Here is a 26,546-nt window from a genome sequence, read left to right on the forward strand (position 1 = left end):
ATCCAAATCATTGACTTCAATGCACATAATATGAACAATACGCTCGCATTACTATTTATTACATTTTTTTTACAACAATAATGTTTCGAGGGTTTTATGAAAAAGACATTACTTGCACTAGGATTAGCTGTTATCACTTCATCAACTTTTGCTTATGATGCGCAAATTGATGGTGGCTATACATATACTGATTGGGATGATGACTATACAGATTCAGATCATTCTGTTGATGTAAAAGGTACATTGTACTTTGAGTCAGTAAAAACTGGTAATGGTCCGTTAAATGAAGCCGCATTCCTTGGGCATAATAGCAACGTCTATGCTCAATATGCTTTTAATCGTAAAGAAAGCGTTGATTACGCAATTTTTGATGGCGTTGAACTTGGTACTGAAACTGATGAACAAGATGTACATTCAATTTCGGCTGGTATCGAATACTACTATCAACAATTTTATGTAAATGGTGAAATTGGTACTTCTCGAGTTAAGTACAAAGAAAACTATAAATTCCCAAGTTGGTCAGGTTCTGATAAAGACGACTATGATGTAACGACTTATCGTGCATTGGTTGGCTTCTTACCTGTTTCTAATTTACTTTTAGCTGCTGGTGTTGACGGCGTTAAAGTTGAAGATGGTGATGACGATAACCGTTTTGCTGTAAAAGCAAAATATGTTGCTCCTCTTAATAATGGTCAATACATCAACCTAGAAGCAGATGGTGCTTTTGGTGATTTAGATTCTGTTACGATTGGTGCAGACTACTACTTCGACCAAGCTTTTAGCATTGGTGCATCTTACAACATCGAAGATGATGGTGATGAAGACACGGATTACTTCGCTATCCGTTCAAAATACTTCCTTAACCCGAACCTAGCAATCGGTGGTCAAGTTGGTTTTGGTGACGACGTTCAAGCGTTCAACATCAATGCAACTTTCCGTTTCTAATTTCGTTTGAATTAGGAATGTGCATAAAAAAGCACCTCAAAATTGAGGTGCTTTTTTCTTTTGGATGTAATATTTACTTTAAAAAAAGTCGAGTTATTGACCAAATAATCTACAAATTCATAATATCTACACAGTTTTAATAAAACAAAACATTAATAATAATTATATATTTTTCAACATCTTAAGTAATTGAAATTACATAAAATTACCGAATACACAGTTCTGCAACTTTGCAGCGATTGACCATCTTTAAAAATTCTCTAGACTAAAACTTGTAACAAAAAATGTATTAAATTTAGCCAAACAATTTAGAGGGGTAGTTTCCATGAAAAAACTCGCAATTGCTTCAGCACTTCTTTCTGCACTTGCTATTACAGGTACAGCTCATGCTTATCAAGCAGAAGTAGGCGCTTCAGCTGGTTACATCGACCCAGATAATGGAAGCTCTGGCAGTGAATTTGGTGTAAACGGTACTTATTACTTCAACCCTGTTCAAACGCGTAACGCTCCTCTTGCAGAAGCTGCATTCTTAAACCGTGCAAGTAATGTAAATGCACATGCAACTTTCGCTGACCGTGGCGATGTTGACGACAATACTTATGGCGTTGGTATCGAATACTTTGTACCAAACTCAGATTTCTATGTATCTGGTGATGTAAGCCGTAATAATGTCGAAGTTGACACTCCATTCGGCACAGTAGACAACGATACAACTTACTACGGCGCTGAAGTCGGTTATCTTCCTGCACCAGGCTTCTTAGTTGCAGCTGGTGTGAAAGGTTGGGATAACGATGAAGATGATGGCGTAGATCCAACTTTACGTGCTAAATACGTAACAACTTTAAGCAATGGTAAAGACATCAACCTTGAAGCGGGTGCAGCATTCGGTGATCTAGATGAATTCAATCTAGCAGCGGATTACTTCATCGACAAAACATTCAGTGTTGGTGCTGACTACTACAACAACGATGTCACTGATCGTAACGAAGTAGGGATCAATGCACGTAAATTCTTCAACCAACAAGTAAGCCTTGAAGGTCGTGTTGGTTTCGGTGAAGTTGGCAACAATGACTACAATTCATTTGGTGTAGCAGCGAAATACCGCTTCTAATCCATTGAATTCAAAACCATAAAAAACCGCTCTTCTGAGCGGTTTTTTATTTGCCTGTAAAAATAGAATTTATTGAGCCAAGTGTAGAACTCTCAATTGAACACTGACATTTCCTCTAAATTCATTTTTATCGAGTTCGTAGACCAAGCGGATTTGATCTTGCATAGGATTAAATTCATACTTTTCTGCCGCATTAAATGCAATTGCGTCCACCATTAAGCCATTATCTAAAGCAAGTTTTAATTTCAGATGCACATCTTTCAACCAACGATAATCTAAAATTTTAAATAGACCTTCATAGACCGGTGCAGGAAATTTTTGTCCCCATGGACTTAAATTTTGCAGAAGATCGACAGTTTCGACATTAATGGCTGAATCAGGCAATTCACCATCTGTCCAAATAGTCGCCTGAAATAAACTTTCATCTTGCGCAGCGATCAGTGCCTCAAAGGCAGTTTTAAATTCAGAAAAATGCTGCTTTTGAATGGTTAGTCCTGCCGCGGCAGCATGCCCACCAAAATGACTCACCAAATGCGGATGTAATTCAGCAATACGCTCAATACTGTCTCGAATATGAATACCTTCAATCGAACGCGCAGAACCTTTAATATGTACGCCATCTTCATCTGCGGCAAAGACGATTGCAGGTCTATGGAATTGTTCTTTTAAACGCCCTGCAACAATCCCAATCACCCCTTGATGCCAATGCTGTTCAAACATGATCAAGGCTGCAGGTAGATTATCCTGATCAAGCTGAATATGTTCTAACTCAGCCAGAGCTTCCTGTTTAATCTGCCCTTCGACTTGGCGTCTTTCAATATTGAGTTGATTCAACTGCTGCGCAATCGGATAAGCCGTACTTAAATCCGCCGCAATCAGACACTCAATCCCAATATCCATGGTCTCCATACGCCCAGCGGCATTGAGTCGCGGGCCGACCACAAAGCCCAAGTCCTGTGCTTTTAACTGTGCAGGATCACGACCAGCGATATCCAATAATGCACTGATCCCTGGACGACATAGTCCTTGCTGAATCCGCTTCAAACCAGCATCGATCAAAATCCGATTATTCAGATCTAGACTTGCAACATCGGCATAAGTGCCTAAAGCCACCAAGTCCAAATATTGGCTGAGGTTGGCTGTGGATTTAGCATTTTTTTTACGCATACTGGCCAAATTGGCCAACACATAAAATGCAACACCTACGCCAGCCAAGGCTTTACTTGGAAATTCACATCCCAACTGATTCGGATTCACCACCGCTTCTGCTTGTGGTGTTTCCTTCGTAGTCAGGTGATGGTCTGTAATGATCACCTGCATACCATGCGCCTGTGCCTGTGCTACACCAGCATGGCTCGAAATACCATTATCGACTGTAATCAGCACATCTGGGGTAAAACTCACGAAGGCTAAATCGGCAATGGCGGGTGTCAGGCCATAACCATACTTAAAACGGTCTGGAACCAGATATTCAACATCCGCGCCCATGTCACGCAGTGCCAAGACCATCAATGCAGTACTGGTTGCACCATCGGCATCATAGTCGCCCACAATGACAATTTTTTGCTGTGCATCAATGGCTTGGTCGATCAACTCTATGGCTTGCTGCATGCCTTTTAAGGTCGGGGCATGTAAATGCTTAAGCTTCAATTCCAGTTCTTGCGCGGAAGAAACCCCGCGACGTGCCAATAAATCCGCAATAAACGGCGCAACGCCCTGAATACCTTCAGGGCGCGTCAAATAGGGTCTTTGTTGAATTAAAAGTTTAGACATTTATGGCATCAGTCGCTGTAGAACCCATTGACCATCCTGTTGTTCATAACTCAAGCGGTCATGTAAACGATTCGGACGGCCTTGCCAAAATTCATAATAATCCGGAACTAAACGATAGCCACCCCAAAACTCAGGTTTCGCCAATACGTCTTTGCTTTCCACTTGATCATGCAAATTTTGGAACCGCAGTTGTAATTCTTCACGACTGGCGATAACACCACTTTGTGGAGTGCTAATGTGTGCTGCGATTTGGCTGTCACGCGGTCGTTTATGGTAATAATCCGTCGATTCTTCAAGAGAAATCTTTTCCACACGACCACTGACCCGAATTTGACGTTCCTGCTCTTGCCAATAAAACAATAATTCTGCATAAGGATTATCGAGCAGATCATTGCCTTTTTGACTGCCATAGTTGGTGTAGAAGTCATAACCTGCATGGGTCGCACCGCGCAACAAGACCGTCCGCACGTGCGGACGACCTTGGGCATTTGCCGTAGCCAAAGACATAGCATAGGGTTCATGCAGTTGTGCTGCTAAGGCATGGTTAAACCATAATAAAAACTGCTCATGTGGATCACGGTTCACCTGATCTTCATGCAACTCACCTTTTTGATAAGTTAAACGCAGTTCACTTAAGTCCTTAATCACATCATTCATGCAATTTCCCCTCTTGATTTAAGCTGCATTGGCACGAACAGCATCAGCCAAATGATTTGCCAAAGCGGTGACTTCTTCAAGGTCATTACCTTCAACCATGACACGAATGACCGGTTCTGTGCCTGATTTACGAATCAAGATGCGACCACGCCCTTTAAGCTGAACTTCAGCTTTTTCAAACTCGCTCACCAGTGCAGGTACAGCGTAGGGATCAAACATCGCAGCCAAGCGAACATTTACCAGAACGTTAGGTAATAACTCAAAACCTTCCACCAATTCATGTAAGGCTTTACCTTGCTCAACCATTACCGTTAACACCTGAAGTGAAGCAATGATCGCATCACCTGTGGTGCTCTTGTCCAAAGTCAAGATATGACCTGATGGCTCACCGCCCGTTACCCAACCCTTTTCTTCTAGGCCTTGTAGAACATAGCGGTCACCAACTTTGGCACGAAGCAACGGCACTTTGGCTTGATCTAAAGCAATTTCAAGCGCCATATTGCTCATTACGGTACCCACGATACCCGCAGGTTTTTGACTCGCTTGAGTGGCTAAAATATAAAGAATATGGTCACCAGTAATTTGCTGACCGTTTTTATCGACCATAATCACGCGGTCGGCATCACCATCAAAAGCGATCCCTAAATCTGCCTGATGTTCAACCACTGCTTTTTGTAAAAACTCAGGATGTGTCGAACCACAGTCTTTATTGATGTTTAAACCATCCGGTTCGTTAAACAGCGCAATCACTTTTGCACCGAGTTCACGATACACCGAAGGGCCGACGCTATAGGCTGCACCATTGGCACAGTCCACCACAATTTTTAAGCCTGTCAGGTCAAAATGGTACGGGAAGGTTGATTTACAAAACTCGATATAACGACCATTGGCATCTTTTACACGCACACTTTTACCTAAGTTTGCAGGGTCTTCGATCACCAAGTCATTTTCAAGTTCTTTGTTAATGGCTTCTTGAATTTCATCCGGCAATTTTTTACCTTCGCTCGAGAAAAACTTAATACCATTGTCAAAATACGGATTATGCGACGCCGAGATCACGATGCCTAAGCTGGCATGTAATGCACGGGTTAAATGGGCAATTGCGGGTGTAGGTAATGGACCCAACAAGTGAACATAAACACCTGCTGCGTTTAAACCGGCTTGTAATGCTGACTCTAAAATATAGCCCGATAATCGGGTATCTTTACCTAGTACAACGATGGGCTTTGCTTTTTTACTGTATTGTTTTAATACTTTACCTGCGGCAAATCCTAGTTTTAATGCAAATTCAGGGGTAATAGGCAATTCACCGAATTTGCCACGAATGCCATCTGTACCAAAATAACTCATGTTGTACTCACTTCTTAATGGTGATCTTAATCATCACTTTTTACTGCAAATACTTTACACCAAAAACAAAAAGGCCGTCATATTAATGACGGCCTTTTCGGCTAAAAGCTACTAAATATCAACCAACACGGTAGTTTGGTGCTTCTTTAGTAATAGTCACGTCATGTACGTGAGATTCAGACATACCTGCCGCAGTAATTTTGACAAACTGTGCATTTTTACGTAAGTCATCGATCACCGCAGAACCGGTATAACCCATAGATGAACGTAAACCACCCATCATTTGATGAACGATGTTACCCATTGGGCCTTTGTAAGGTACGCGACCCTCAATACCTTCTGGTACAAGTTTTTCAGCGCCTGCTTTTGAGTCTTGGAAATAACGGTCAGCAGAACCTGTTGCACCTGCCATCGCACCCAATGAACCCATACCACGATAGGCTTTGTAGTAACGACCTTGGAAGAATTCAACTTCGCCCGGTGCTTCTTCTGTACCCGCCATCAATGAACCTACCATGATGGTACTCGCGCCTGCACCAATCGCTTTTGCCATATCACCAGAGAAACGGATACCACCGTCTGCGATCAATGGAATTTGATCTTTTAGTGCATTGGCAACGCTGTCAATCGCAGAGATTTGCGGCATACCAATACCAGCCACAATACGTGTAGTACAGATTGAACCCGGGCCAATACCCACTTTCACTGCATCTGCGCCAGCATCTAATAATGCAAGTGCTGCATCACCAGTCGCGATGTTACCGCCAATCACTTGAACTTGTGGATAGTTGGCTTTTACCCAACGTACACGTTCAATTACACCTGCAGAGTGACCATGTGCTGTATCAACAACAATCGCATCAACACCCGCTTCCACCAATGCTTCTACACGGCTTGGTGTTTCTGCACCTGTACCAACTGCAGCACCAACGCGTAAACGACCTAAGTCATCTTTGCAACTGTTTGGATAGTTTTCAGCTTTACGGAAATCAGTAACCGTGATTAAACCTTTCAGTTCGTTGTTGTCATTTACAACAAGGACTTTTTCAATACGGTGTTTTTGAAGTAATGCTTGGATGTTTTCTTTTGATTCGTTTTCACGAACAGTCACCAAACGATCATGGCCTGTCATGATGTTACTAACAGGTTGCTCAAGATTGGTTTCAAAACGAGTGTCACGACCAGTAACAATACCCACCACTTGACCGTCTTTCACCACTGGTACACCGCTGATGTTATTTGCTTGAGTTAAAGCAATCAGCTCACGTACAGTCGTTTCTGGTGTAACGGTAATTGGGTCTTTCACCATACCTGCTTCAAATTTTTTCACGCGGCGAACTTCTGCAGCTTGTGCAGCAATATCCATGTTTTTATGCAGGATACCGATACCACCATTTTGCGCCATTGCAATCGCCATACGTGATTCAGTCACAGTATCCATTGCAGCAGAAACAAGTGGAATATTCAAATTGATGCCACGTGTGAAACGTGTCTTAAGAGAGACATCTTTTGGGAGAACAGTAGAATAGGCAGGGAGTAATAAGACATCATCAAAGGTTAGGGCTTCTTGAACGATGGTCAACATAACAGTCTCGCTGGTAATTTCCGTGAGCCATTATATACAAATTTCCGTTCAATTTTCATTTTAATTGCGGCAATTCTTTACGGAGTTTTTAATATTAACCATCGAATATGCTGTTTTCAGCAAGAATACTCTGGGGGTTGGTCAGCATCCAGTGCAATATAGGCAGAATCCGAAGATTCTACCTCTTAGATTTCAATAAATTTATTCTGGAAATAAAGCCTTAACTGACTTGATCGAAATCTTCGTCATTTTCAGCGTCATGCAGTGGAATACTGATCAATGGAATCATTTGATGCGCGATGCGTGCTTTATTACATTGCTCATCGGCGATTTGAACTTCTTTACAAGATGAACTACGTGCCTCATACATGTTACAACTCACCTGTTTGCCTACTTCTCCACCCAAAGCAATACAACGTGGATTTGCCTGATTCGTACCCACCATACATGAATACACCGATGTCACAGGTTCCGTATAATGTTCAGGCATATTTAGCCCTTCTGCCCAATAAAAAGAAACGCGATAGTGGGCACAACATGCTCCACAGGTTAAACATGCATCCTGAGTCGGTATTTGAGACAACATTTTTATCTATTCTCGTCATCTAAAAGCTTATTTTATGGACGAAAAATATTAAAAAATGTTATCTGCAAACTCAATTATTTTTTGAAATTTTCAAGTCATTATACTGGGCAAGTAAAAACTGTCTCATCCATTAAATCGACACCACATTGTAAGGTTTCGATCCAATCTAAGAATTGGTTGATCTGTTCTTTACCAATAAATGGCGTGCCGTGCTGCGGTACGATCATTTCCACATCCATCGTCCGTACCATGTTGACCCACAGACGGATCACTTTGTTTGAACACATATAGCGCTGATGGAAGCCTTTCATTTTAGGAATATGAGCGGCAAAATTTTCTAAAGGTTTAGAGGCATCATCCACCATAGATGCGCCCATATCCCCTGAGAATAAAATTTTGGCAATCGGGTCATAAAATTGGAAGTTACCAACCGAATGTAGGAAGTGTGCAGGAACAGCCACCAAATGGCTGTTGCCTAATGGAATCACCTGCCCATGATCTGGCAGTTCGATCAGACGATCCAACCAGTTGCCTTTCATGCGGTCACTCATGAATGCAGAGTTTAAATGTGGTAAGAAACGCGCCCACAGTTTAGATGCCACCACTTTGGCGTCGGTATAAACCAACCAACGTGGCATCGAAGTAATAATGTCAGGGTCCTGATGCGAGGCCATCACATAGTCAAGATTGGTCAAACGGGTATATTTATTCAGTTCCATAGTCAGTGGGACATAGGTCAAGTCACCACCCGGATCGAGCACCGCTGCGCGCTCATTATCCAAAATCAGGAACTGGTTCGCCTGTACGCCCTCGCCTTTTACCAAGCTGGTAAAGCTAATACATTTATGCTTTCCATCATCATAAAGTACCTGTGATGTTGTGCGTTCGAAAGCCATTCCCATTCCCCAAATTTTTTATCAAAAAATATATATTCTATAGGTGAATAACATATATTTATTTAGGGAAACTTACAATAAATATTCAGTCAATATTATCTGAAATATCAGTGAATTGGGTCTCATTTATTGGCAAATAATCCTGAGTTTTTAACTCAGGATTTCATGTATTTTTAATATGGTGAGATCATTATTTAAAATAAATAGTGTTGTGCCAACGCAGCCAAACCAATCACCAAGAATACCAAGGCGCCAATTTTATGAATCAGTGAAATCGGTAGTTTTTCTGCTAGTTTGTTGCCAATAAATACCGCAGGCGCATTAACCAACATGATGCCTAATGTCGTCCCCAAAGTCACCCAGCCAATACTGTCAAAGCGTGCAGCCAGTGCAACAGTGGCAATTTGGGTTTTATCTCCAATTTCAGCCAAGAAGAACAAAACGAAAGTGGCGCCGAAAACCCCATATTTTTGCCACTTATTGATACTTTCAGATTCATCATCCAATTGATCGGGGATCAACATCCACACCGCCATGGCAATAAAGCCCAGAGAAACGATCCACAATAAAACGATTGGGCTTAAAACGGTGGTAATCCATTGACCCAGCACAGCAGAAACCCCGTGGTTCACCACAGTCGCGAGGAAAATTGCAATTAAGATCGGAACGGGTTTACGAAAACGTGCAGCAAGCAGTAAGGCAAGTAGTTGTGTTTTATCGCCCATTTCTGACAGGGCAACAACAGCAAGGGAAATGAAGAAAGCGGTTAACATGGTGCATTTCTCTGGCTAGCAATAACATATACCGATGACTTATCCCTCCTGCTAGCCAATGTGCAGAGTGATAAATCAAAGGTCTTGCCAACAAAAGAAAGCTACGAAGAGCTCATTTGGTTCTTTGCTATGATGACCATGCTCGTTTTAGAACAAATATGTTGACCATCACCTTTTTACTTTGCGTAAAAAGCGGCTACTCCCCAATGAAGTAATGCTATTCTAGCGAGGAATGCATGTTTTCGCAATTTTAATTTTCGATGACTCAATTTGATATGCAATACAATAATCAAAAATTTCAAGAATTTATTCAACACTATATACATGTGCAGGATGTATTAATTATTGCAGGTGGTCCATCTCAGCTCAATTTCGACTTAACCACCATTCAGCCCTCAAAAAAGCTGCTAATCATTTGCTGTAATCAAAGTTTTCTTCAACTTCCTCAGGCTCAAATTGCCCATCATTCAGACTATGCATGGTGGTTGCAGTATCAACCCATGCTTAGTGCATTCTTTCAAGGTGACATCATTAGCGGATGTGGTTTAGGTCACAACCGTCCATATCCTGAACATGAAGTGATTAACTTTAAAACCGTGCGTATCGATACGCAAGCGGAGTTATTTCATTCACCGTACTTTGTTTATGGTAATAATTGCGGCCTTCAAGCCTATTCACTCGCACATCTCTTTCAACCGCAGCGTATTTGGCTGATGGGCTATGACTTTCAGCATCAACACGGTCAAACACATGCATATCAGCATCAACATGTGCAAGAACTTGAGCATTATGAAAAGTTTTGGGGCTTATTTTTAAAAGACTTCCAACGCTTTGAACATTTACGACATAAGCTTTGGTCGACAGCGCACCCGCATCATACGCTTCCACTCACCTATAACCTCAACGCAAACTCAGCATTAAAGCTCTACCCCTCACCCATTGAGCTTCCTGACTGGCTTCGTCAGCCCACCACCACGACACCATAAAAAAACCCTGCCAACGCAGGGTTCATTTTGAAACTTAAACAGGTCAGATTAGATCAACAAAGTTCGGATATCTTTGAGCAGCTTCGTCAGTTTATTGGCAAAACGTGCAGCGTCCGCACCATTAATTACACGGTGATCGTATGACAATGACAGCGGCAGCATCAAACGTGGATCAAAGCTTTCACCATTCCATACTGGCTGCATGGTTGCAGGTGAAATACCCAAAATCGCCACCTGTGGCCAGTTGACCAACGGTGTAAATGCCGTGCCACCAATTGAACCCAGACTGGTAATGGTAAAGTTCGCACCTTGTAGATCTTTTGGCGACAGTTTTTTGTCACGTGCTTTTTGACTCAGTTCACCCAGCTCAATTGCAATCTGCTTAATCGATTTTTGATCTGGATTACGCAGTACAGGCACGGTCAAACCATCAGGCGTGGCAACGGCAATCCCCATATGGATTTCATTACGTAACAATACTGACTTGCCATCATCAGACAAATGACCTGCAAATTCACGCTCTTCTTTCAACAAATAAGCCACTGCTTTGATGATGAAAGCCATAATGGTTAAGCCAATACCTTCTTTCTTAAAGTTAGCTTTTAAATCATTACGCCAAGCTTCAAGATCAGTAATATCCGCTGCATCGAACTGCGTCACTTGCGGGATAAAGTTGTTTAAAGACAATTGCGGAATCGACACTTGTTGTAAACGTGTCAAAACTTTCTCTTCGACACCACCAAAAGCATCAAAACTTGGCAATTTCGGCAAGCCTGAAACCTGTGCCACAGCTTGCGCTGCTGGCGCAGCTTGCGGAGTGGTCAAACGGGTTTTCACATAAGCGAATAAATCTTCTTTCATTAAACGCTCATGCGGACCAGATGCTTTGACTTCTGCTAAAACCACACCCAATTCACGTGCAAGCTTACGAACGGCCGGACCTGCATACACTTTGGCATTGGCAGCATTTTGCTCTTTGGTGAGCTTATCTGCGCCTTGTGGTTGCGGTACTGCTGCTTCAACTTTGCTTTCAGCTTTAGGTGCAACTGTCGCAGGCTGTGCTACAGCTGGTGCAGGTTTCGCTGCTGGCGCGGGTGCTGCAACAGCTTGACCTTCAGCTTCAATCGTCACTAAAGCGACGCCTTCAGAGACACTTTGCCCTAACTGAACATGAATCGCGGTGATTTTACCAGCTGTAGAGCTTGGCACTTCTACCGTTGCTTTGTCTGATTCCACCACGATGATGCTTTGGTCTTTTTCAACCACATCACCCACAGCGACTAAAATTTCAGCCACTGCTGCTTTATCAACACCTAAGTCAGGCACTGCAATTTCAACAGGTCCAGACGCTGTAGCCGTAGACGGCGCTGGTGTTGCTTCTGCAACAACAGGTGCAGCAACAGGCTGTGCAGTTTCTTGCACAGCAGCCGATTCAACCGCAGCAGATGAAGCCGCCGTTTTCACCGTTAAAATCACTACACCTTCTTTCACTACATCGCCAGCACTGATCGTGATCGATTCGACACGGCCTGATACAGTACTTGGGACTTCGACTGTCGCTTTATCTGATTCCACCACGATAATACTTTGATCAACATCAATCTCATCACCAACAGAGACCAAAATCTCACTTACCGTAGCTTTTTCTACGCCAATATCAGGGACTTGCACATCGACACTTTGCGACTGAGGAGCATTGGCTGCAACAGGTGCTGCTGCAGCTTGTTCTGCTTCCACAACCGGAGTTGGTTCTGCTGCTTGGTCTTCAGTTGCATTTTGTACTGGCTCAGCGGTAGCAGTACTTTGACCTTCTGCTTCCAACTCGATCAGCACAGCACCTTCAGCAACACTGTCACCTAGATTAACTGCAATGCTTTTCACCACGCCTGCCGAAGTGCTTGGCACTTCAACAGAGGCTTTGTCAGACTCTAACAACACAATGCTGTCATCAACGCTAATGGTGTCGCCGACTTTCACTAAAATCTCAGCGACCGTTGCTTTATCTACACCAATATCAGGAGTCGTAATTCGCATGATTAGTTCTCCTCTTTGTAGTCAGCCACAGCATGCAGTTCCGGCGTTTCCTGCGGAGCCCATGCCACTGGACGGTCAGTATCTAGTTCAAAGCTTGAGATGGCATCTTTGACTAAACGCGCATCAACTTCGCCTTCATCCGCGAGTTTTTTCAATGTTGCTACCACAATATGTGCGGCATCAACACCAAAATAGCTACGTAAGTTGCCACGTGTATCTGAACGACCATAACCATCTGTGCCTAATGCAACGAACGGACGATTGTCTGGAAGATAAGCACGGATTTGTTCGCTATAAGCACGCATGTGATCGGTTGCCGATACCACAATACCGTCTTTTTCACGAAGTAATTGAGAGATCCAAGCTTCTTTCGTATCTTCAGCCAATGGATGTAGGCGGTTGTATTCTTCACACGCCATACCATCACGAGCTAATTCGTTAAAGCTAGTGACGCTCCACACATTTGAATGAATTTGATATTCATCACGAAGGATTTTCGCTGCTTTAATCACTTCACGCAGAATCACACCTGAACCCATCAACTGAACCGTTGCTTTCTCATCTTCTTCGAAGAGATACATACCACGTTTAATGCCTTCTTCAGCACCTTCAGGAATAGCTGGATGTTCGTAGTTTTCATTCATTACTGTTAAGTAATAGAACACGCGCTCTTGGTTCACGTACATGCGTTTTAAACCATCATGTACGATCACTGCTAGCTCATAACCAAAACATGGGTCATAAGAGATACAGTTTGGAATCGTATTTGCCAAGATATGTGAATGACCATCTTGGTGCTGTAAACCTTCACCATTCAGTGTTGTACGACCCGCAGTTGCACCTAACAAGAAACCTTGCGCCTGTGCATCACCTGCCGCCCATGCAATATCACCAATACGTTGGAAACCGAACATCGAGTAGTACATATACATCGGAATCATTGGCAAGTTATTGGTTGAATAACTGGTTCCTAACGCAGCCCAAGCACTCATCGCACCCGCTTCGTTAATCCCTTCTTGTAACATGTGACCATCTTTGGCTTCACGGTAATGCATCAACTGTTCTTGGTCTTCAGGGGTATATTTTTGACCATGCGCAGCATAGATCCCTAACTGACGGAACATACCTTCCAAGCCGAAAGTACGCGCTTCATCTGGCACAATTGGTACGACACGATCTTTAATGGCTTTTTCTTTCAATAATGATGAAATCAAACGTACCATCAACATGGTCGTCGATTGCTCTTTACCGCCACTGCCTTTGAGTACCGCATCAAACACAGACAATTCAGGAATCGCCAGCTGTTCACTTTCTTTACGACGTGCAGGTAAATAACCACCCAATGCCTCACGACGCGCCTTCATGTATTTCAATTCAGGCGAGTTTTCACTCGGACGATAGAATGGCACTTCTTCAAGCTGTTCATCGGTAAATGGCAAGTTGAAACGGTTACGCACGTATTTCAACGACTCAAGCTGCATTTTCTTGATTTGATGCGTCTTATTGACTGCTTCGATCTCTTCCGACAAACCATAACCTTTGACTGTTTTTGCCAAGATAACTGTTGGCTGACCTGTTTCCTTCATCGCTTCGGCATAAGCCGCATACACTTTGAATGGGTCATGACCACCACGGTTCAGGTTATCAATATCTTCATCGCTTAAGTTGCGCACCAACTCTTCAGCTTCAGGATACTTACCAAAGAAATGTGCACGCGTATACGCACCACCTTTCACTTGATAACGCTGGAAGTCACCATCGACCGCTTCTTCCATCACCGCTTTTAAGGCACCTGAATCATCTTTTGCCAGTAGCGGATCCCAATGACGCCCCCAAACCACCTTAATTACGCGCCAGCCTGCACCACGGAACAATGATTCAAGTTCTTGAATAATTTTACCATTACCACGAACTGGGCCATCAAGACGCTGTAAGTTACAGTTCACGACCCAAATCAGATTGTCGAGCTTTTCACGACCTGCAAGTGAAATGGCACCTGTACTTTCAGGTTCATCCATTTCACCATCACCGAGGTAAGCCCAAACTTTACGATTTTCTTCTTTGATCAGGCCACGATTCATCAAGTACTTTTGAATGTGTGCTTGATAGATCGACATGATTGGACCTAGACCCATCGATACGGTTGGGAACTGCCAATAATCTGGCATCAAATATGGATGTGGGTATGAAGGCAAACCTTTACCCCCCACTTCGCGACGGAAATTATTTAAGTGTTCTTCAGTCAAACGACCTTCTAAGAACGAACGTGCATAGATACCCGGTGCACAGTGACCTTGATAATAGATCATGTCACCGCCAAAGCTGTCGCTATTGGCACGGAAGAAGTGGTTAAAGCCCACGTCATATAAAGTTGCAGATGATGCAAAACTTGCCAAGTGACCACCTAAGTCATCACCTGTTTTATTGGCACGCAGTACCATCGCTAAGGCATTCCAGCGGATCAGCGCACGAATACGGCGCTCCATATCCGAATCACCCGGCATAGGCGGTTGTTCTTCAACTGAAATGGTATTTAAGTAAGGAGTATTTAGTCGCTGAATGGGAACGTGCTTAGCAATCGCTTGTTGATAGAGTTTTTCAAGCAAAAATGCAGCGCGGTCAGTTCCCATGTGCTGTAAAACTGAATCAAATGCGTCCTGCCATTCTTGGGTTTCTTGCGCATCTGTATCGCCATAAAACGCCATACTTCACCTATCCTATGTGCTAAATATATGGCTCTATTAGTACCATATTTTGGCTAGGCTCAGTTATCGCCACAAATGAATACGAAATAGCTCTGTTATTTATTTACTAAATACTCATTGATTAACAATTACACAAATTTACATTTTTGGGTCAATTTTCGCCATTTTTCATACAGACAATATTTTTTAAAATGATAATTTTATAGTTATTAGCGATAAATAAAAAAGCCATTGTCTGTAGAGGTTCAGACAATGGCTTCGTATATAGATGTTATATGTGCTTATGGCAACATCGCTAAATACGTTGATGGGTTTTTACGTTGACCATCTTTCACTACTTCGTAATGTAAATGTGGGCCAGTACAACGACCAGTACAACCAACGTTAGCAATATGCTCACCCGCAGCAACACGGTCGCCTACACGTGCTATTAAGCGTGATGCATGTGCATAACGTGTCAGGTAACCATTACCATGGTTAATTTCAACATATTGACCATAACCTGTGCCCCAACCTGACTTTGTTACAATGCCTGGACCCGTTGCATAAATAGGTGTGCCACTAGCCGCAGAAAGATCTAAACCTGAATGATTTTCTGCACGGCCACCCATGGTACGACCACCATAGTTTGAACTTACACGCTTCATGTCTGGAAGTGGGTGGGCAATTAACCATGAATATGGATTATTTGAACTTGCTGAATAGTTTTTAGAGGAATTGCTTGAACCGTATTTTTTTGCGATTGTCGCATTGTTGAGCTCAATTGATTTTTCACGAATTTTAACATTCAACTTAGTTTCTGCTGGAATATCAATATCATTGCTTTCAGAGTAAGCACCTTGAGACAAAGTGCGAGTTAACTGTTCAATACGATCTGATGATGAATCTGCTTGATTTAATTCAACTAAATCTGCAAAAGCGACTGAAGCGGCCGAAGCAGCCAATGAAAACGCCAATAAAATACGTCGTAAATGCATAAAAAACCTCTATAAACTGTTCTCTTTTGTTCCTTGTGTGATTTCGTCCTTGATATCAGCCAAAAGGAGCGCATAAGATTAAGACATAAACATGTAGGAAATATGTATGTCAGAACCTGTCAACGTCTTTCAACCAACAAGAAAACACATAAAAACAGGAAACTTTTCGTTTCTCTCAACGCAAGTTGCTGCATGGCAGAAGCTTACGAAAATTGTCCAACCGCTATTGCCCCAACCGGATCAATGGCAAGTCGTTTGTTATATAAATGGTGTACTTATATTAACTGGAGAAAATCAGGCACTGATAAGTCAGTTGGCCTATTTACAAAAGCAATATATTGCACAGTTATCACAAATATACGAATTCAAGGATTTACACAAGATTCAAGTTCGTTTGAGAACTCCGTCTCCAACGCCCCATTCCCCTGAAAAAATTTCAAGAACCCTCAGTACAGAAACTCAGGATTTACTCCGTAGTGCTGCTGACTTTGTGAGCGACCCTAAGCTTAGCCAAGCAATGCTGCGTTTGGCAAGCAATAAAAAGTAACTACCGAGTTGTAACAGATAAATTTGAATATTCAGAATGTGACAGACTTAACACTTGCAAATGATACAATATAACATCACTATTATAAGACAATGACTTATGTCACATTCACATAACTAATTGGGCAATCTTTAATGTCATCAAATGTTACAATTTCATAGCTGTCTGGATCACTTTTGACATTGCGTAATAACTGATTATTTAATGCATGACCCGACTTATAGGCATCATATTTCGCAATAATTTGATGACCGAGCAAATATAAATCACCCACGGCATCTAATATTTTGTGACGAACAAACTCATCTGAGAAGCGTAAACCTTCTTCATTGACCACACCATTGTCATCTACGCCAATGGCATTTTCGAGACTTGCCCCTAAAGCCAAATTATTGGCTTTGAGGTAATCCAAATCTTTCATAAAGCCAAAAGTCCGCGCTTCACTGACTTCATAAACAAAAGTTTCGGTTGAAAAGTCGATAGTTGCCGACTGAAATTCTTTCTTAAATGCAGGATGGTCAAAATCAATCGTAAAATTTAATTGGAAACCATCATGCGGTTGGAAGGCAGCACGTTTATCATCGATCAGTGCTTCGACAGGTTTGCGTATTTTTATGAATTTTTTAGGTGCATTTTGTTCTTGTAGTTCACCTTGCATAAGCAAATAAATGAACGGGCCGGCACTCCCATCCATAATGGGCACTTCAGACGCCGACACTTCCACGATCAGGTTATCAATCCCTAAACCAGCAATCGCACTCATAATGTGCTCAATTGTGCCCACCTTGGCATTTTCTTGCACCAAGTTAGAACACATGAATGCTTCTTGAATCAGCATAGCATCGGCTGGAATATCAATCGGTGGATTTAAGTCGATACGACGAAACACAATCCCCCCATCGGCATGATGTGGCACAAAGTTTATCATCACTTTTTGCCCACTATGCAGTCCGATGCCACTCGCTTTCACGATGCGTTTCAGGGTACGTTGTTTCAACATGTGTCTTCTATCATCAGTTCACAAAACCGCTATACGTTAGCATATTTAGCCATTGATAAAAAACAAAAAGGTAGCTGATCAGCTACCTTTTGTAATCAACAGACATTTAAGTCATTGAATTTATGTTATTTACGCTGCTGATTTTTCAAATAGTCTTGAATACTCATTGGCGTAGGGCGTGAATTGGATGCTGACGCCGCTGCTGCAGCTGGAGCTGCTGCTTCATTGTGCTGACGTTGAATCGCTGGCACATCATCTTCATCTACAGGTACTTGTGCAGAAGCGACTGTACGCGTTGCTTGTGCGACAGGGCGTTTCACTGGCTCAGCAGAATCGGCAGAATTACGAGTTAAACCCGTTGCGATCACCGTTACGCTAATTTCATCACGTGCATCTGGATCAAATACCGTACCGTAGAACACTTGACCTTCATCAAGATCCACAATTTGGTTCACCACATCAGTGATTTCTTCAATTTCACCGAAGGTTACGTCATCGCCACCTGTAACGTTAATCAAAATGCCTTTTGCATTCATGATGGTCACGTTATCTAACAATGGGCTACGGATCGCTTGTTCAGCAGCTTGACGCGCACGGTTTTCACCACGACCAGAACCTGCACCCATCATTGCATAACCACGTGTACTCATGGCAGTTTTCAAATCGGCGAAGTCAAGGTTGATATGACCTGGACGTACCACCAAATCAAAGATACTACGCACCGCATTTAACAATACATCGTCTGCCTTTTTATAGGCATCTTTCATTGAAATATCGCGGAATACTTTAAGTAGACGTTGGTTCGGAATAATAATCAGAGAATCAACATGTTGCTCAAGTGCTTCAATACCTTTCTCAGCAGATTGCTGACGACGTTTACCTTCAAAGTTAAACGGAGTCGTCACCACACCTACAGTTAAGATACCCATTTCTTTGGCAATTTCAGCAACAACTGGCGCAGCACCGGTACCTGTACCACCACCCATACCTGCAGTCACAAACACCATGTCCGTACCTTCAAGGTGTTGGCGAATCAACTCACGGCTTTCTTCAGCAGCAGTTTGACCCACTTGTGGATTTGCACCTGCACCCAAACCACGCGTACTTTGCTCGCCGAGTTGGATTTTAAATTGTGCATTCATGCGGTCGAGTGCTTGTTTGTCTGTATTGGCACAAACAAATTTTACACCCTCGATATCTGATTCCAACATGTGTTGCACAGCGTTACCGCCAGCACCACCTACACCGAATACTGTGAAACGGGCTTGACCGTTGCTGTCGCTTTGATCATCTTCTAAAAATTCAAATGAGGCCATGCCTAAAAAATTCCTAATCCATAATTGGCAGACACTTCAGCCCGTATACTGCCTTGATCTTAATAAAAATTGTTTTTTAGAATGCTGTCCAAGTTCCAGCTTGTCAAGTACAAGCAATAATCCGTACAACTTCCCAACAATATTCCCAAATATTTCAACTTAAAAGATCGACTTCAAGGTGTCATTGAAGCCCGACCATGCACGTTTTACCCGATTCAATACTGAAAGTTTTTCCGTATCTTCTGGCTCAACGATCGTATCTTGTGTTTCACTTTGACTGAAAATTAACAGACCTGCGGCAGTCGCGTATTGTGAACGACGTAAAGCGGCTTGCTGTTGATCATCAGCATACACTTGCATAGGTGGATTACCTAAATGTGCAGAAACACCTAACATCCGACGCGCAAATGTCACCATCCCTTCAATTTGGCAGGCATCACCTGTGAGTACAACACCATGGTATAAACCATGAATCGCACCATGATCCACCAACTCATTACGCACTTGATTAAGAATTTCTTCATAGCGCGCAATAATGATTTCGGTCAGTTCAATACGGCTAATGGTTTGTGGACCATCAATACCTTGGAACTGAATCATACTTTCAGGTTTAACCACTTTCAGATCAACACAACCATACAACAGCTTAATACGTTCAGCTTCTTCTGTTGTGGTTTGCAATACAGCAGCAATATCACGCGTTACATGCTCACCGCCACGTTGCAAAGTGTGTGTCATCGCCAAGCGACCATCTAAATACACCGCAATATTGGTCGTACCAGCACCAATATCAACCAAGCACACACCATATTCTTTTTCATCTTTAAGCAAACTGGCTTCAGCTGTTGCTAATGATGAAATGACCATGCGTTCAACACCAATATTGGCACCTTTTAATGCACGATCCAAATTCTGCATGGTGCTGATGGGCAACATCATCAAATGATAATGTCCTGTCATACTCCGTGCTGACATGCGAATCGGGTTTAACACCCATTCAGGTTCATCATCTAGTTCAAAACCTAAAGGTACAGCACTCACCAAATAATGGTCAGACGTTAAATGACTGGCTTTGGCCAGTTCTAAAGCACGCACCACTTCATTGGTGGTAATCGCATGGTCATTATTTTCAATTGGAGTGCGACCAGAGGCATAAAAACTTTTTAGTTCAGCACTTGGAATGGAAATCCACGCAGAATGTACGCGACATTCCGCCATATCTTCGGCTTCCTGCACTGCATTTTTAATTGCGGTAACAACTTTATCGAGACTGACAATTTTCCCTTTATTCATGCCGCGGTTACGAGCGGTCGCCATCCCTACCACTTGGATATTGTCTGGCGCGTGTACCTTACCAATCAAAACTGAAACTTTGTGTGTCCCAATGTCAATCGCAACAACCGAGGGAACAGCTTCATTCATTATTTACTACTACCATTCACATGTTTGTTTAATTTATGGCTCAAAGCCTCTACTTATAAAGCCGATCATTATGGCTTTACAGGCGCTGCATTCGCAATGCCTATGTCATCACTGGTTACAACAAACTGACCATTTACCGACTTTGCTGGCACAGAGTTTTTCCATTGAATCGCTAAACCATTTCGGTAGCGCAAATCGATGGCAGAAATTCGTGGCCAAACAGGTTTTAAGTCACTGTGTGCGAGATAACTTAAACGCTGCAACTTACTCATGGTCTGATCTTGATCGACAATCACGCGTAAGCCTGAATCAAACTGCATAAACCAAGTCATTCGTTCGGTTAAATATAATTCTTTTAAACGAATGCCAACAGGTATAAATAGTTGATTAATTTCATTATAGCGACGCATCATCATTTTGGACTGACTCGTCGGCCCATGCAATAACGGTAAATTCTGATGATTGGTCGGGGTTAATTCGGCAAATACATCACCACTGTCGCTTAACAGTCGCCCAGTTCCCCAACGTGCAATCGCTTGACGCGGCATCACCCGTACACGAATTGCATTTGGCCAAGCACGCGATACCACCACGCGATCGACCCAAGAGATTTCTAAAGTACGGTCACGAATGACACGTAAATCAGAGGTAAAATAGTTTTCAGTCATCATCGGCGAAACGTATGATATGACTTGTTGTTTTTCTTGGGCGCTCCGCACACCCACCACATCAAGTTCAGCCACACGTGCATCCGTCATGACTTTATATAGCCCCCAAATTCCGGCAATCAAAACCACACATGCAATAAACAACAACAGCCATCCACCCACATTGGTAAGTTTTTCCTTACGTGTCGGTGGTTTGTCATGTATCGATGTCGTTGCTGCACGTTTACGGCGCATAGACGCAGGAAGTTGAGCCATAATTTAGTGTGCCGCACCTGTCAGGGTTTGTTCCAAAATCGCGACACAAAGATCATCAAAACTATAGCCTACAGCATTGGCAGCTTTTGGCACTAGAGAATGACTAGTCATACCCGGAACAGTATTTACCTCAAGTAACCAGAAGTTTCCTTCTGCATCTTGCATCGCGTCAATACGGCCCCAACCACTCGCACCTACCGCTTGGAAAGCGCGTAAAGATAAAGCTTGTAGACGCTTTTCTTCATCTTCAGTCAAGCCACATGGAATACCATATTGCACATCGTTACGGTTATATTTCGCTTCGTAATCGTAAAAAGCCACATCTGCAGGCGGTTCCAAACGGATCACCGGTAATGCCTGACCATTTAAAATCACAATGGTAAATTCACGTCCGGTAATCCATTTTTCAGCCATCACGACTGCATCATGCTGGGTCGCTTTTGCAATTGCGGTTGCAAAGTCTTCAATTTTTTCAACTTTGCTCATACCAATGCTTGAACCTTCATGCACAGGCTTGATAATAAATGGCAAACCAATTGAATCTACAATTTCTTGTAAATCTGAGTCTTTGCTGACAATACGATAAGGTGCTGTCGGTAGTTCTGAACCTTGCCAAACTTGTTTAGTTTTGACTTTATCCATACCAATCGCCGAGCCTTGAACGCCCGTTCCAGTGTACGGAATGTTTAACCATTCCAAAGTACCCTGAATTTGACCATCTTCACCACCACGGCCATGAAGTACGATAAATGCACGGTCATAAGCCACCAACTCAGTCACACTGCGTTGCTGCGGATCGAATGCTTCGGCATTTACACCCGAACGCACCAATGCTTCAAGTACAGCTTTACCACTATCGAGAGAAACCTCACGTTCGGCAGATTTCCCACCTAATAACACGGCAACTTTGCCGAATTTTGAAGCATTTGACACGTTTATATCCTTAAACTTTTATCTACGGTCTAAACAAACTTTGGATCACCAAGCGGTGATCATTTTACATAGAGATTGTTTTGAGCAAGTTCGATTGAGATTGCTCCAACATTACCTGCGCCCTGTGTTAATAACAAGTCATTTGCTTGTAACACTTTTTTCATTACTGCTTGTAAGTTGCCTTCTACTGGATCGATGAGAATCGGTTCAACTTCACCACGTAGACGAATGCTTCGAGCCAATGCACGACTATCTGCACCCACAATTGGTTTTTCACCCGCAGGATAAACTTCCAATAACAAGAGTTGATCGACTTGTGACAAGACATCGACGAAGTCATCAAAACAGTCACGCGTACGGCTAAAACGGTGCGGTTGGAACATCATCACTAAACGACGATCTGGATGACTTGCACGTGCCGCTTTAATGGTCGCTTCGACTTCTTTTGGATGGTGACCATAGTCATCGACCAATTTCACCAAGCCATCTTCAACTTCAAATTCGCCTTGTACTTGGAAACGACGACCTACACCACTGAAGCTTTCTAAGGCACGCGCAATCGCAGCATCAGAAACACCTTCATCCGTTGCAATACCAATCGCTGCCAAGGCATTTAAGATATTATGAAGACCCGGCAAGTTAATGGTTAAACGTAACGGCTCACGGTCTTTACGCAAAACTGTAAAGTGTGATTGCATGCCTTCTTGAGCCACATCAACAGCACGAATGTCATTGTCTTCATTGAAACCATACGTCACGACAGGACGACCAATACGCGGCATAATTTCACGGATGTTGGCATCATCACCACACATCACGGCTAAACCGTAAAATGGAAGACGCTGTAAAAATTGCACAAAGGTATCTTTCAATACATCAAAGCTACCGCCATAGGTATCCATATGGTCAGCGTCGATATTGGTAACAATCGTTGCCATCGGCTGTAAATGCAGGAATGACGCATCTGATTCGTCCGCTTCAGCCACGATATAACGGCTTGCACCCAATGCAGCATTCACACCAGTACGATTTAACAAACCACCAATGACATAAGTTGGGTCTAGATTTTCTTCTGCCAACATGCAGGTCACAAGACTGGTTGTCGTAGTTTTGCCATGCGTCCCCGCAACGGCAATACCATGACGGTAACGCATTAATTCACCCAACATTTCTGCACGACGCACGACAGGTGTACGAGTTTCAATCGCCGCTTTCACTTCCGGGTTTTCAGAATCAATAGCTGTTGATACCACGATTACATTGGCGCCTTGAATATTTTCAGCAGCATGACCGATGAAAACTTGAATGCCGTTTTCTTCAAGCTGAGCCGTGGTTTTCGACGCTTTAATATCTGAACCTGAAACTTTATAGCCTTGGTTTTTCAATACTTCGGCAATACCGCACATGCCCGCACCACCAATCCCAATAAAATGGATGTGTTTAATACGGCGCATTTCTGGCACTTTAATGAGCTTTTTCGCTTGATCGGCAGGCGTTGATGGAGACATAGATTACTCGAATTTTACAAATCTTGAATTAAACCAACCACGTGCTGTGTCGCATCGGGTTGTGCCTGTTGTCGAGCCTTAACCGCCATTTCCATAAGTCGTTGGCGATTCATCAGCGGCTTCAACAACGCTGTTAAACTTTCTGCGGTCATGTCCGCTTGTGGGCAAATTTTTGCGGCATTGATATTGGCCAAGAATCCGGCATTTGCAGTTTGATGGTCATCCACTGCACTTGGCAGAGGAACAAACACGGCTGCTACACCCGCTGTCGCAATTTCAGTGACGGTTAGCGCACCAGCACGGCAGATAATCAAATCCGCTGCAGAATAGGCTGCTGCCATATCTTCAATAAACGGCTGAACTTCAACTTGTATATGTTCAGGTGCGTTTGCATAACGAGCCAATGTGCTTTCAGCATTATTTTGACCACACTGATGATATACACTCAGGGGCTGTTCTAATTGCTGCAAAGCAGCCGGCACACATTCATTTAAGGCACGTGCCCCCAGTGAGCCCCCTACAATTAAAATCCGTAATGGCAAACCAGCTTTTTCACGCTCTTGGTAACGCCATGACGGATTTAAAATTTCTGTAATTTCTTTACGTACAGGATTACCTGTGGTCACGATTTTATCTTGTGCAGGAAAGGTATTTGGAAATGCCTGACACACCGTTTTCGCCACACGCGATAATTGCGTATTGGTAAAACCTGCCACCGCATTTTGTTCATGGATAATAACCGGAATACCCAATGCACGAGCGGCCAAGCCACCCGGCCCAGCCACGTAACCCCCAAAGCCTGCAACTGCATCAACTTTGAGTTGTTTCATATAACGCATGGCACTCAAAGTAGCTTTGAGAATTTTAAACGGTGCCATCAGCTTACGCACGACTCCATTGCCGCGTACGCCTTGGATATCAATTTGATAAATTGGAATATGATGATTTTTAAGCAGGCGATTTTCCATGCCTGTTGGCGTTGCGAGCCAAGAAACTTCACAGCCTTGTTGTTGCAACTCTTTAGCAACAGCGAGCGCTGGAAAGACGTGACCACCGGTTCCGGCAGCCATCATCATGACATGTTTCGGCTTTACTTGCGTTACTTCGGTCACTGTCTAATTCTTCAATTCTAAAAAGAGGCTAATGATATTCGATTTTAAGCAAACAATTGTAATCACAAACGCATGACCGTGAAAGGTAATTTACTTTTTTTCAACAGGCGTATGATTGTTTTTTTCTACTATTTTAAAAGTTTAAACTAGTTTTATTATTAATCTATGAGAATTGAAAAAAAATCAGACAATTTTTCACTTTAATTGCATTCACTTACATTTTTTTTGCTTTTTAAGCTCCCCTCCCCTGAGGGCAGGACAAAAAAAGAGCCCGTGGAGGACTCTTTTAAATCTAGTGCAAAATTAAGCTTTTAAACCTGCCTCAAGGACATCGAATAAATCATCGGCAATCGAGGTGCCAAATTGCGCATCAATTTCACGTACGCAGGTTGGACTGGTGACATTAATTTCAGTCACGTAATTACCAATCACATCCAGACCGACAAACACTAACCCTTTTTCACGAAGGAATGGCCCAACTTTGGCTGCAATGGCTTTATCATTTTCGGTCAATGGACGCGCCTCGCCCAAGCCACCTGCCGCCAAATTGCCACGCACTTCACCATTTTGCGGAATACGCGCCAAACAATACGGTACGGGCTCGCCATTGATCATCAAGATGCGCTTGTCGCCATCCACAATTTCGGGGATATAACGCTGCGCCATAATCGGCTGTGTGCCGTTGTTAGTCAGGATCTCAATGGTTGAACCAATGTTTACGCCATCTTGGTATAAACGGAAAATGCCCATACCACCCATGCCATCTAATGGTTTCACGATCACATCGCCATGTTCTTGTAAAAATTCACGAATCAGACTTTGCTGTGAAGTCACCAAGGTTGGTACTTGAAGTTCAGGGAATTGTGTCGCAAACAATTTTTCATTGCAGTCACGTAGGCTTTGTGGCTTGTTAATAATCCATGCACCTTCGCGTTCAGCCTGTTCCAAAATATAGGTGGTGTAGACAAAGTTCATGTCAAACGGCGGATCTTTACGCATCAAAACCACATCATAAGCAGCAATCGATTCTTTTTGTTTTTCGCCGAGTTCGTAATAGTGGTTGTAGTCTTCAAAAACTTTTAGCGGAGAAATCAAACCAAAGGCTTTGCCTTGATCGATATATAAATCTTGCTGTAATGCATAGCCTAGCTCATGTCCACGACGTGCTGCTGCCCATAGCATCGCCATTGAGGTATCTTTTTTTAGGTTTACATTTTCGATGGGATCCATCACAACAAGTACACGCATTATTCAGTGCTCTGTTCATTATCAATTTATGAACGAGTATAGCCGAGATTTTTCTTTTGTTTATTCTGATTTTACATGTGTATGTATGGATTCGTGTGATGCAGGCGATAATTCAAAACATTTCTATCATCTGCCTTATCTCTATAACGGAAATAAGCC

General features: G+C 42.9%; 22 protein-coding genes and 1 riboswitch. Of the genes, 4 read left to right on the forward strand and 18 right to left on the reverse strand.

Features of this window, described 5'->3' with window-relative positions:
- Nucleotides 1-96 precede the first annotated feature (96 nt).
- Nucleotides 97-945: a putative porin gene (locus B1201_RS08980; protein ID WP_078193203.1), complete on the forward strand. Its 849-nt coding sequence runs from the start codon at nt 97-99 to the stop codon at nt 943-945.
- 325 nt (nt 946-1,270) lie between these two features.
- Complete coding sequence (locus B1201_RS08985) at nt 1,271-2,056, forward strand: putative porin (protein ID WP_078193204.1); 786 nt, start codon at nt 1,271-1,273, stop codon at nt 2,054-2,056.
- A 69-nt stretch (nt 2,057-2,125) separates the two neighbouring features.
- Here B1201_RS08985 and recJ read toward each other — a convergent pair whose 3' ends face one another.
- The 7 genes from recJ to B1201_RS09020 form a co-directional block, all read right to left on the reverse strand.
- On the reverse strand, nt 2,126-3,829 hold the full coding sequence (recJ, locus tag B1201_RS08990) for a single-stranded-DNA-specific exonuclease RecJ (protein WP_078193205.1): 1,704 nt from the start codon (nt 3,827-3,829) through the stop codon (nt 2,126-2,128).
- Nucleotides 3,830-4,486 carry a pyridoxamine 5'-phosphate oxidase gene (pdxH, locus tag B1201_RS08995; RefSeq protein ID WP_078193206.1) on the reverse strand — a complete coding sequence of 219 codons (657 nt, stop codon included), beginning with the start codon at nt 4,484-4,486 and terminating at the stop codon, nt 3,830-3,832.
- Nucleotides 4,487-4,504: 18 nt separating this feature from the next.
- Nucleotides 4,505-5,836: a phosphoglucosamine mutase gene (glmM, locus tag B1201_RS09000; RefSeq protein ID WP_078193207.1), complete on the reverse strand. Its 1,332-nt coding sequence runs from the start codon at nt 5,834-5,836 to the stop codon at nt 4,505-4,507.
- A gap of 118 nt (nt 5,837-5,954) precedes the next feature.
- Nucleotides 5,955-7,421, reverse strand: a complete 1,467-nt coding sequence (guaB, locus tag B1201_RS09005; RefSeq protein WP_078190562.1) for an IMP dehydrogenase — start codon at nt 7,419-7,421, stop codon at nt 5,955-5,957.
- A 220-nt stretch (nt 7,422-7,641) separates the two neighbouring features.
- Nucleotides 7,642-8,007: a YkgJ family cysteine cluster protein gene (locus B1201_RS09010; protein WP_078193208.1), complete on the reverse strand. Its 366-nt coding sequence runs from the start codon at nt 8,005-8,007 to the stop codon at nt 7,642-7,644.
- Nucleotides 8,008-8,105: 98 nt separating this feature from the next.
- Nucleotides 8,106-8,903 carry an MBL fold metallo-hydrolase gene (locus tag B1201_RS09015; protein WP_078190564.1) on the reverse strand — a complete coding sequence of 266 codons (798 nt, stop codon included), beginning with the start codon at nt 8,901-8,903 and terminating at the stop codon, nt 8,106-8,108.
- Between the two features lie 194 nt (nt 8,904-9,097).
- Entirely contained in the window at nt 9,098-9,676 is a 579-nt protein-coding gene (locus B1201_RS09020; protein ID WP_078193209.1) for a TMEM165/GDT1 family protein, read from the reverse strand.
- A gap of 74 nt (nt 9,677-9,750) precedes the next feature.
- Nucleotides 9,751-9,893: riboswitch (yybP-ykoY riboswitch) on the reverse strand.
- Between the two features lie 58 nt (nt 9,894-9,951).
- Here B1201_RS09020 and B1201_RS09025 point away from each other — a divergent pair.
- Nucleotides 9,952-10,662, forward strand: a complete 711-nt coding sequence (locus B1201_RS09025) for a methyltransferase type 11 (RefSeq protein WP_143221684.1) — start codon at nt 9,952-9,954, stop codon at nt 10,660-10,662.
- Nucleotides 10,663-10,710: 48 nt separating this feature from the next.
- Here the strand turns inward: B1201_RS09025 and B1201_RS09030 are convergent, their stop codons facing one another.
- The 3 genes from B1201_RS09030 to B1201_RS09040 form a co-directional block, all read right to left on the reverse strand.
- Nucleotides 10,711-12,696: a 2-oxo acid dehydrogenase subunit E2 gene (locus B1201_RS09030; protein WP_078193211.1), complete on the reverse strand. Its 1,986-nt coding sequence runs from the start codon at nt 12,694-12,696 to the stop codon at nt 10,711-10,713.
- A 2-nt stretch (nt 12,697-12,698) separates the two neighbouring features.
- A complete protein-coding gene (aceE, locus tag B1201_RS09035; protein WP_078193212.1) occupies nt 12,699-15,401 on the reverse strand; it encodes a pyruvate dehydrogenase (acetyl-transferring), homodimeric type in 2,703 nt (900 codons plus the stop codon).
- Nucleotides 15,402-15,682: 281 nt separating this feature from the next.
- Complete coding sequence (locus B1201_RS09040; RefSeq protein ID WP_078193213.1) at nt 15,683-16,378, reverse strand: M23 family metallopeptidase; 696 nt, start codon at nt 16,376-16,378, stop codon at nt 15,683-15,685.
- Nucleotides 16,379-16,484: 106 nt separating this feature from the next.
- Here B1201_RS09040 and B1201_RS09045 point away from each other — a divergent pair, with 106 nt between their 5' ends.
- Nucleotides 16,485-16,925 carry a DciA family protein gene (locus B1201_RS09045; protein ID WP_078193214.1) on the forward strand — a complete coding sequence of 147 codons (441 nt, stop codon included), beginning with the start codon at nt 16,485-16,487 and terminating at the stop codon, nt 16,923-16,925.
- 97 nt (nt 16,926-17,022) lie between these two features.
- Here B1201_RS09045 and lpxC read toward each other — a convergent pair whose 3' ends face one another.
- The 8 genes from lpxC to gshB all read right to left on the reverse strand — a co-directional run bounded on the left by lpxC (nt 17,023) and on the right by gshB (nt 26,387).
- Nucleotides 17,023-17,925, reverse strand: coding sequence for a UDP-3-O-acyl-N-acetylglucosamine deacetylase (gene lpxC / locus B1201_RS09050; RefSeq protein ID WP_078193215.1), 903 nt, complete (start codon nt 17,923-17,925; stop codon nt 17,023-17,025).
- Nucleotides 17,926-18,050: 125 nt separating this feature from the next.
- Nucleotides 18,051-19,241, reverse strand: coding sequence for a cell division protein FtsZ (ftsZ, locus tag B1201_RS09055; protein ID WP_078193216.1), 1,191 nt, complete (start codon nt 19,239-19,241; stop codon nt 18,051-18,053).
- A 159-nt stretch (nt 19,242-19,400) separates the two neighbouring features.
- Nucleotides 19,401-20,663 (reverse strand): cell division protein FtsA, encoded by a 1,263-nt coding sequence (gene ftsA, locus B1201_RS09060; RefSeq protein WP_078193217.1) that lies wholly within the window; start codon nt 20,661-20,663, stop codon nt 19,401-19,403.
- Nucleotides 20,664-20,731: 68 nt separating this feature from the next.
- Nucleotides 20,732-21,586: a cell division protein FtsQ/DivIB gene (locus tag B1201_RS09065; protein ID WP_078193218.1), complete on the reverse strand. Its 855-nt coding sequence runs from the start codon at nt 21,584-21,586 to the stop codon at nt 20,732-20,734.
- A 3-nt stretch (nt 21,587-21,589) separates the two neighbouring features.
- Nucleotides 21,590-22,519: a D-alanine--D-alanine ligase gene (locus tag B1201_RS09070; protein ID WP_078193219.1), complete on the reverse strand. Its 930-nt coding sequence runs from the start codon at nt 22,517-22,519 to the stop codon at nt 21,590-21,592.
- A 59-nt stretch (nt 22,520-22,578) separates the two neighbouring features.
- A complete protein-coding gene (gene murC / locus B1201_RS09075) occupies nt 22,579-24,027 on the reverse strand; it encodes a UDP-N-acetylmuramate--L-alanine ligase (RefSeq protein WP_078190576.1) in 1,449 nt (482 codons plus the stop codon).
- 14 nt (nt 24,028-24,041) lie between these two features.
- Nucleotides 24,042-25,139 (reverse strand): undecaprenyldiphospho-muramoylpentapeptide beta-N-acetylglucosaminyltransferase, encoded by a 1,098-nt coding sequence (gene murG / locus B1201_RS09080; protein ID WP_078193220.1) that lies wholly within the window; start codon nt 25,137-25,139, stop codon nt 24,042-24,044.
- Nucleotides 25,140-25,442: 303 nt separating this feature from the next.
- Complete coding sequence (gene gshB / locus B1201_RS09085; protein WP_078190578.1) at nt 25,443-26,387, reverse strand: glutathione synthase; 945 nt, start codon at nt 26,385-26,387, stop codon at nt 25,443-25,445.
- Nucleotides 26,388-26,546 lie beyond the last annotated feature (159 nt).

The organism is Acinetobacter sp. ANC 5600 (assembly GCF_002018395.1).
Lineage (GTDB): Bacteria > Pseudomonadota > Gammaproteobacteria > Pseudomonadales > Moraxellaceae > Acinetobacter > Acinetobacter amyesii.

Excerpts from the sequence above, each read along its gene's own strand:
- glmM (WP_078193207.1), bottom strand. The coding sequence starts at position 5,836 with ATGAGTTATTTTGGTACAGATGGCATTCGTGGCAAATTCGGTGAATTG.
- B1201_RS09020 (WP_078193209.1), bottom strand. The coding sequence starts at position 9,676 with ATGTTAACCGCTTTCTTCATTTCCCTTGCTGTTGTTGCCCTGTCAGAA.
- ftsZ (WP_078193216.1), bottom strand. The coding sequence starts at position 19,241 with ATGGCCTCATTTGAATTTTTAGAAGATGATCAAAGCGACAGCAACGGT.
- B1201_RS09040 (WP_078193213.1), bottom strand. The coding sequence starts at position 16,378 with ATGCATTTACGACGTATTTTATTGGCGTTTTCATTGGCTGCTTCGGCC.
- recJ (WP_078193205.1), bottom strand. The coding sequence starts at position 3,829 with ATGTCTAAACTTTTAATTCAACAAAGACCCTATTTGACGCGCCCTGAA.
- B1201_RS09065 (WP_078193218.1), bottom strand. The coding sequence starts at position 21,586 with ATGGCTCAACTTCCTGCGTCTATGCGCCGTAAACGTGCAGCAACGACA.
- B1201_RS08985 (WP_078193204.1), top strand. The coding sequence starts at position 1,271 with ATGAAAAAACTCGCAATTGCTTCAGCACTTCTTTCTGCACTTGCTATT.
- aceE (WP_078193212.1), bottom strand. The coding sequence starts at position 15,401 with ATGGCGTTTTATGGCGATACAGATGCGCAAGAAACCCAAGAATGGCAG.
- ftsA (WP_078193217.1), bottom strand. The coding sequence starts at position 20,663 with ATGAATGAAGCTGTTCCCTCGGTTGTTGCGATTGACATTGGGACACAC.
- B1201_RS08980 (WP_078193203.1), top strand. The coding sequence starts at position 97 with ATGAAAAAGACATTACTTGCACTAGGATTAGCTGTTATCACTTCATCA.
- murC (WP_078190576.1), bottom strand. The coding sequence starts at position 24,027 with ATGTCTCCATCAACGCCTGCCGATCAAGCGAAAAAGCTCATTAAAGTG.
- B1201_RS09010 (WP_078193208.1), bottom strand. The coding sequence starts at position 8,007 with ATGTTGTCTCAAATACCGACTCAGGATGCATGTTTAACCTGTGGAGCA.
- B1201_RS09025 (WP_143221684.1), top strand. The coding sequence starts at position 9,952 with ATGCAATACAATAATCAAAAATTTCAAGAATTTATTCAACACTATATA.
- B1201_RS09045 (WP_078193214.1), top strand. The coding sequence starts at position 16,485 with ATGTCAGAACCTGTCAACGTCTTTCAACCAACAAGAAAACACATAAAA.
- B1201_RS09015 (WP_078190564.1), bottom strand. The coding sequence starts at position 8,903 with ATGGCTTTCGAACGCACAACATCACAGGTACTTTATGATGATGGAAAG.
- B1201_RS09030 (WP_078193211.1), bottom strand. The coding sequence starts at position 12,696 with ATGCGAATTACGACTCCTGATATTGGTGTAGATAAAGCAACGGTCGCT.
- pdxH (WP_078193206.1), bottom strand. The coding sequence starts at position 4,486 with ATGAATGATGTGATTAAGGACTTAAGTGAACTGCGTTTAACTTATCAA.
- guaB (WP_078190562.1), bottom strand. The coding sequence starts at position 7,421 with ATGTTGACCATCGTTCAAGAAGCCCTAACCTTTGATGATGTCTTATTA.
- gshB (WP_078190578.1), bottom strand. The coding sequence starts at position 26,387 with ATGCGTGTACTTGTTGTGATGGATCCCATCGAAAATGTAAACCTAAAA.
- lpxC (WP_078193215.1), bottom strand. The coding sequence starts at position 17,925 with ATGTTGAAACAACGTACCCTGAAACGCATCGTGAAAGCGAGTGGCATC.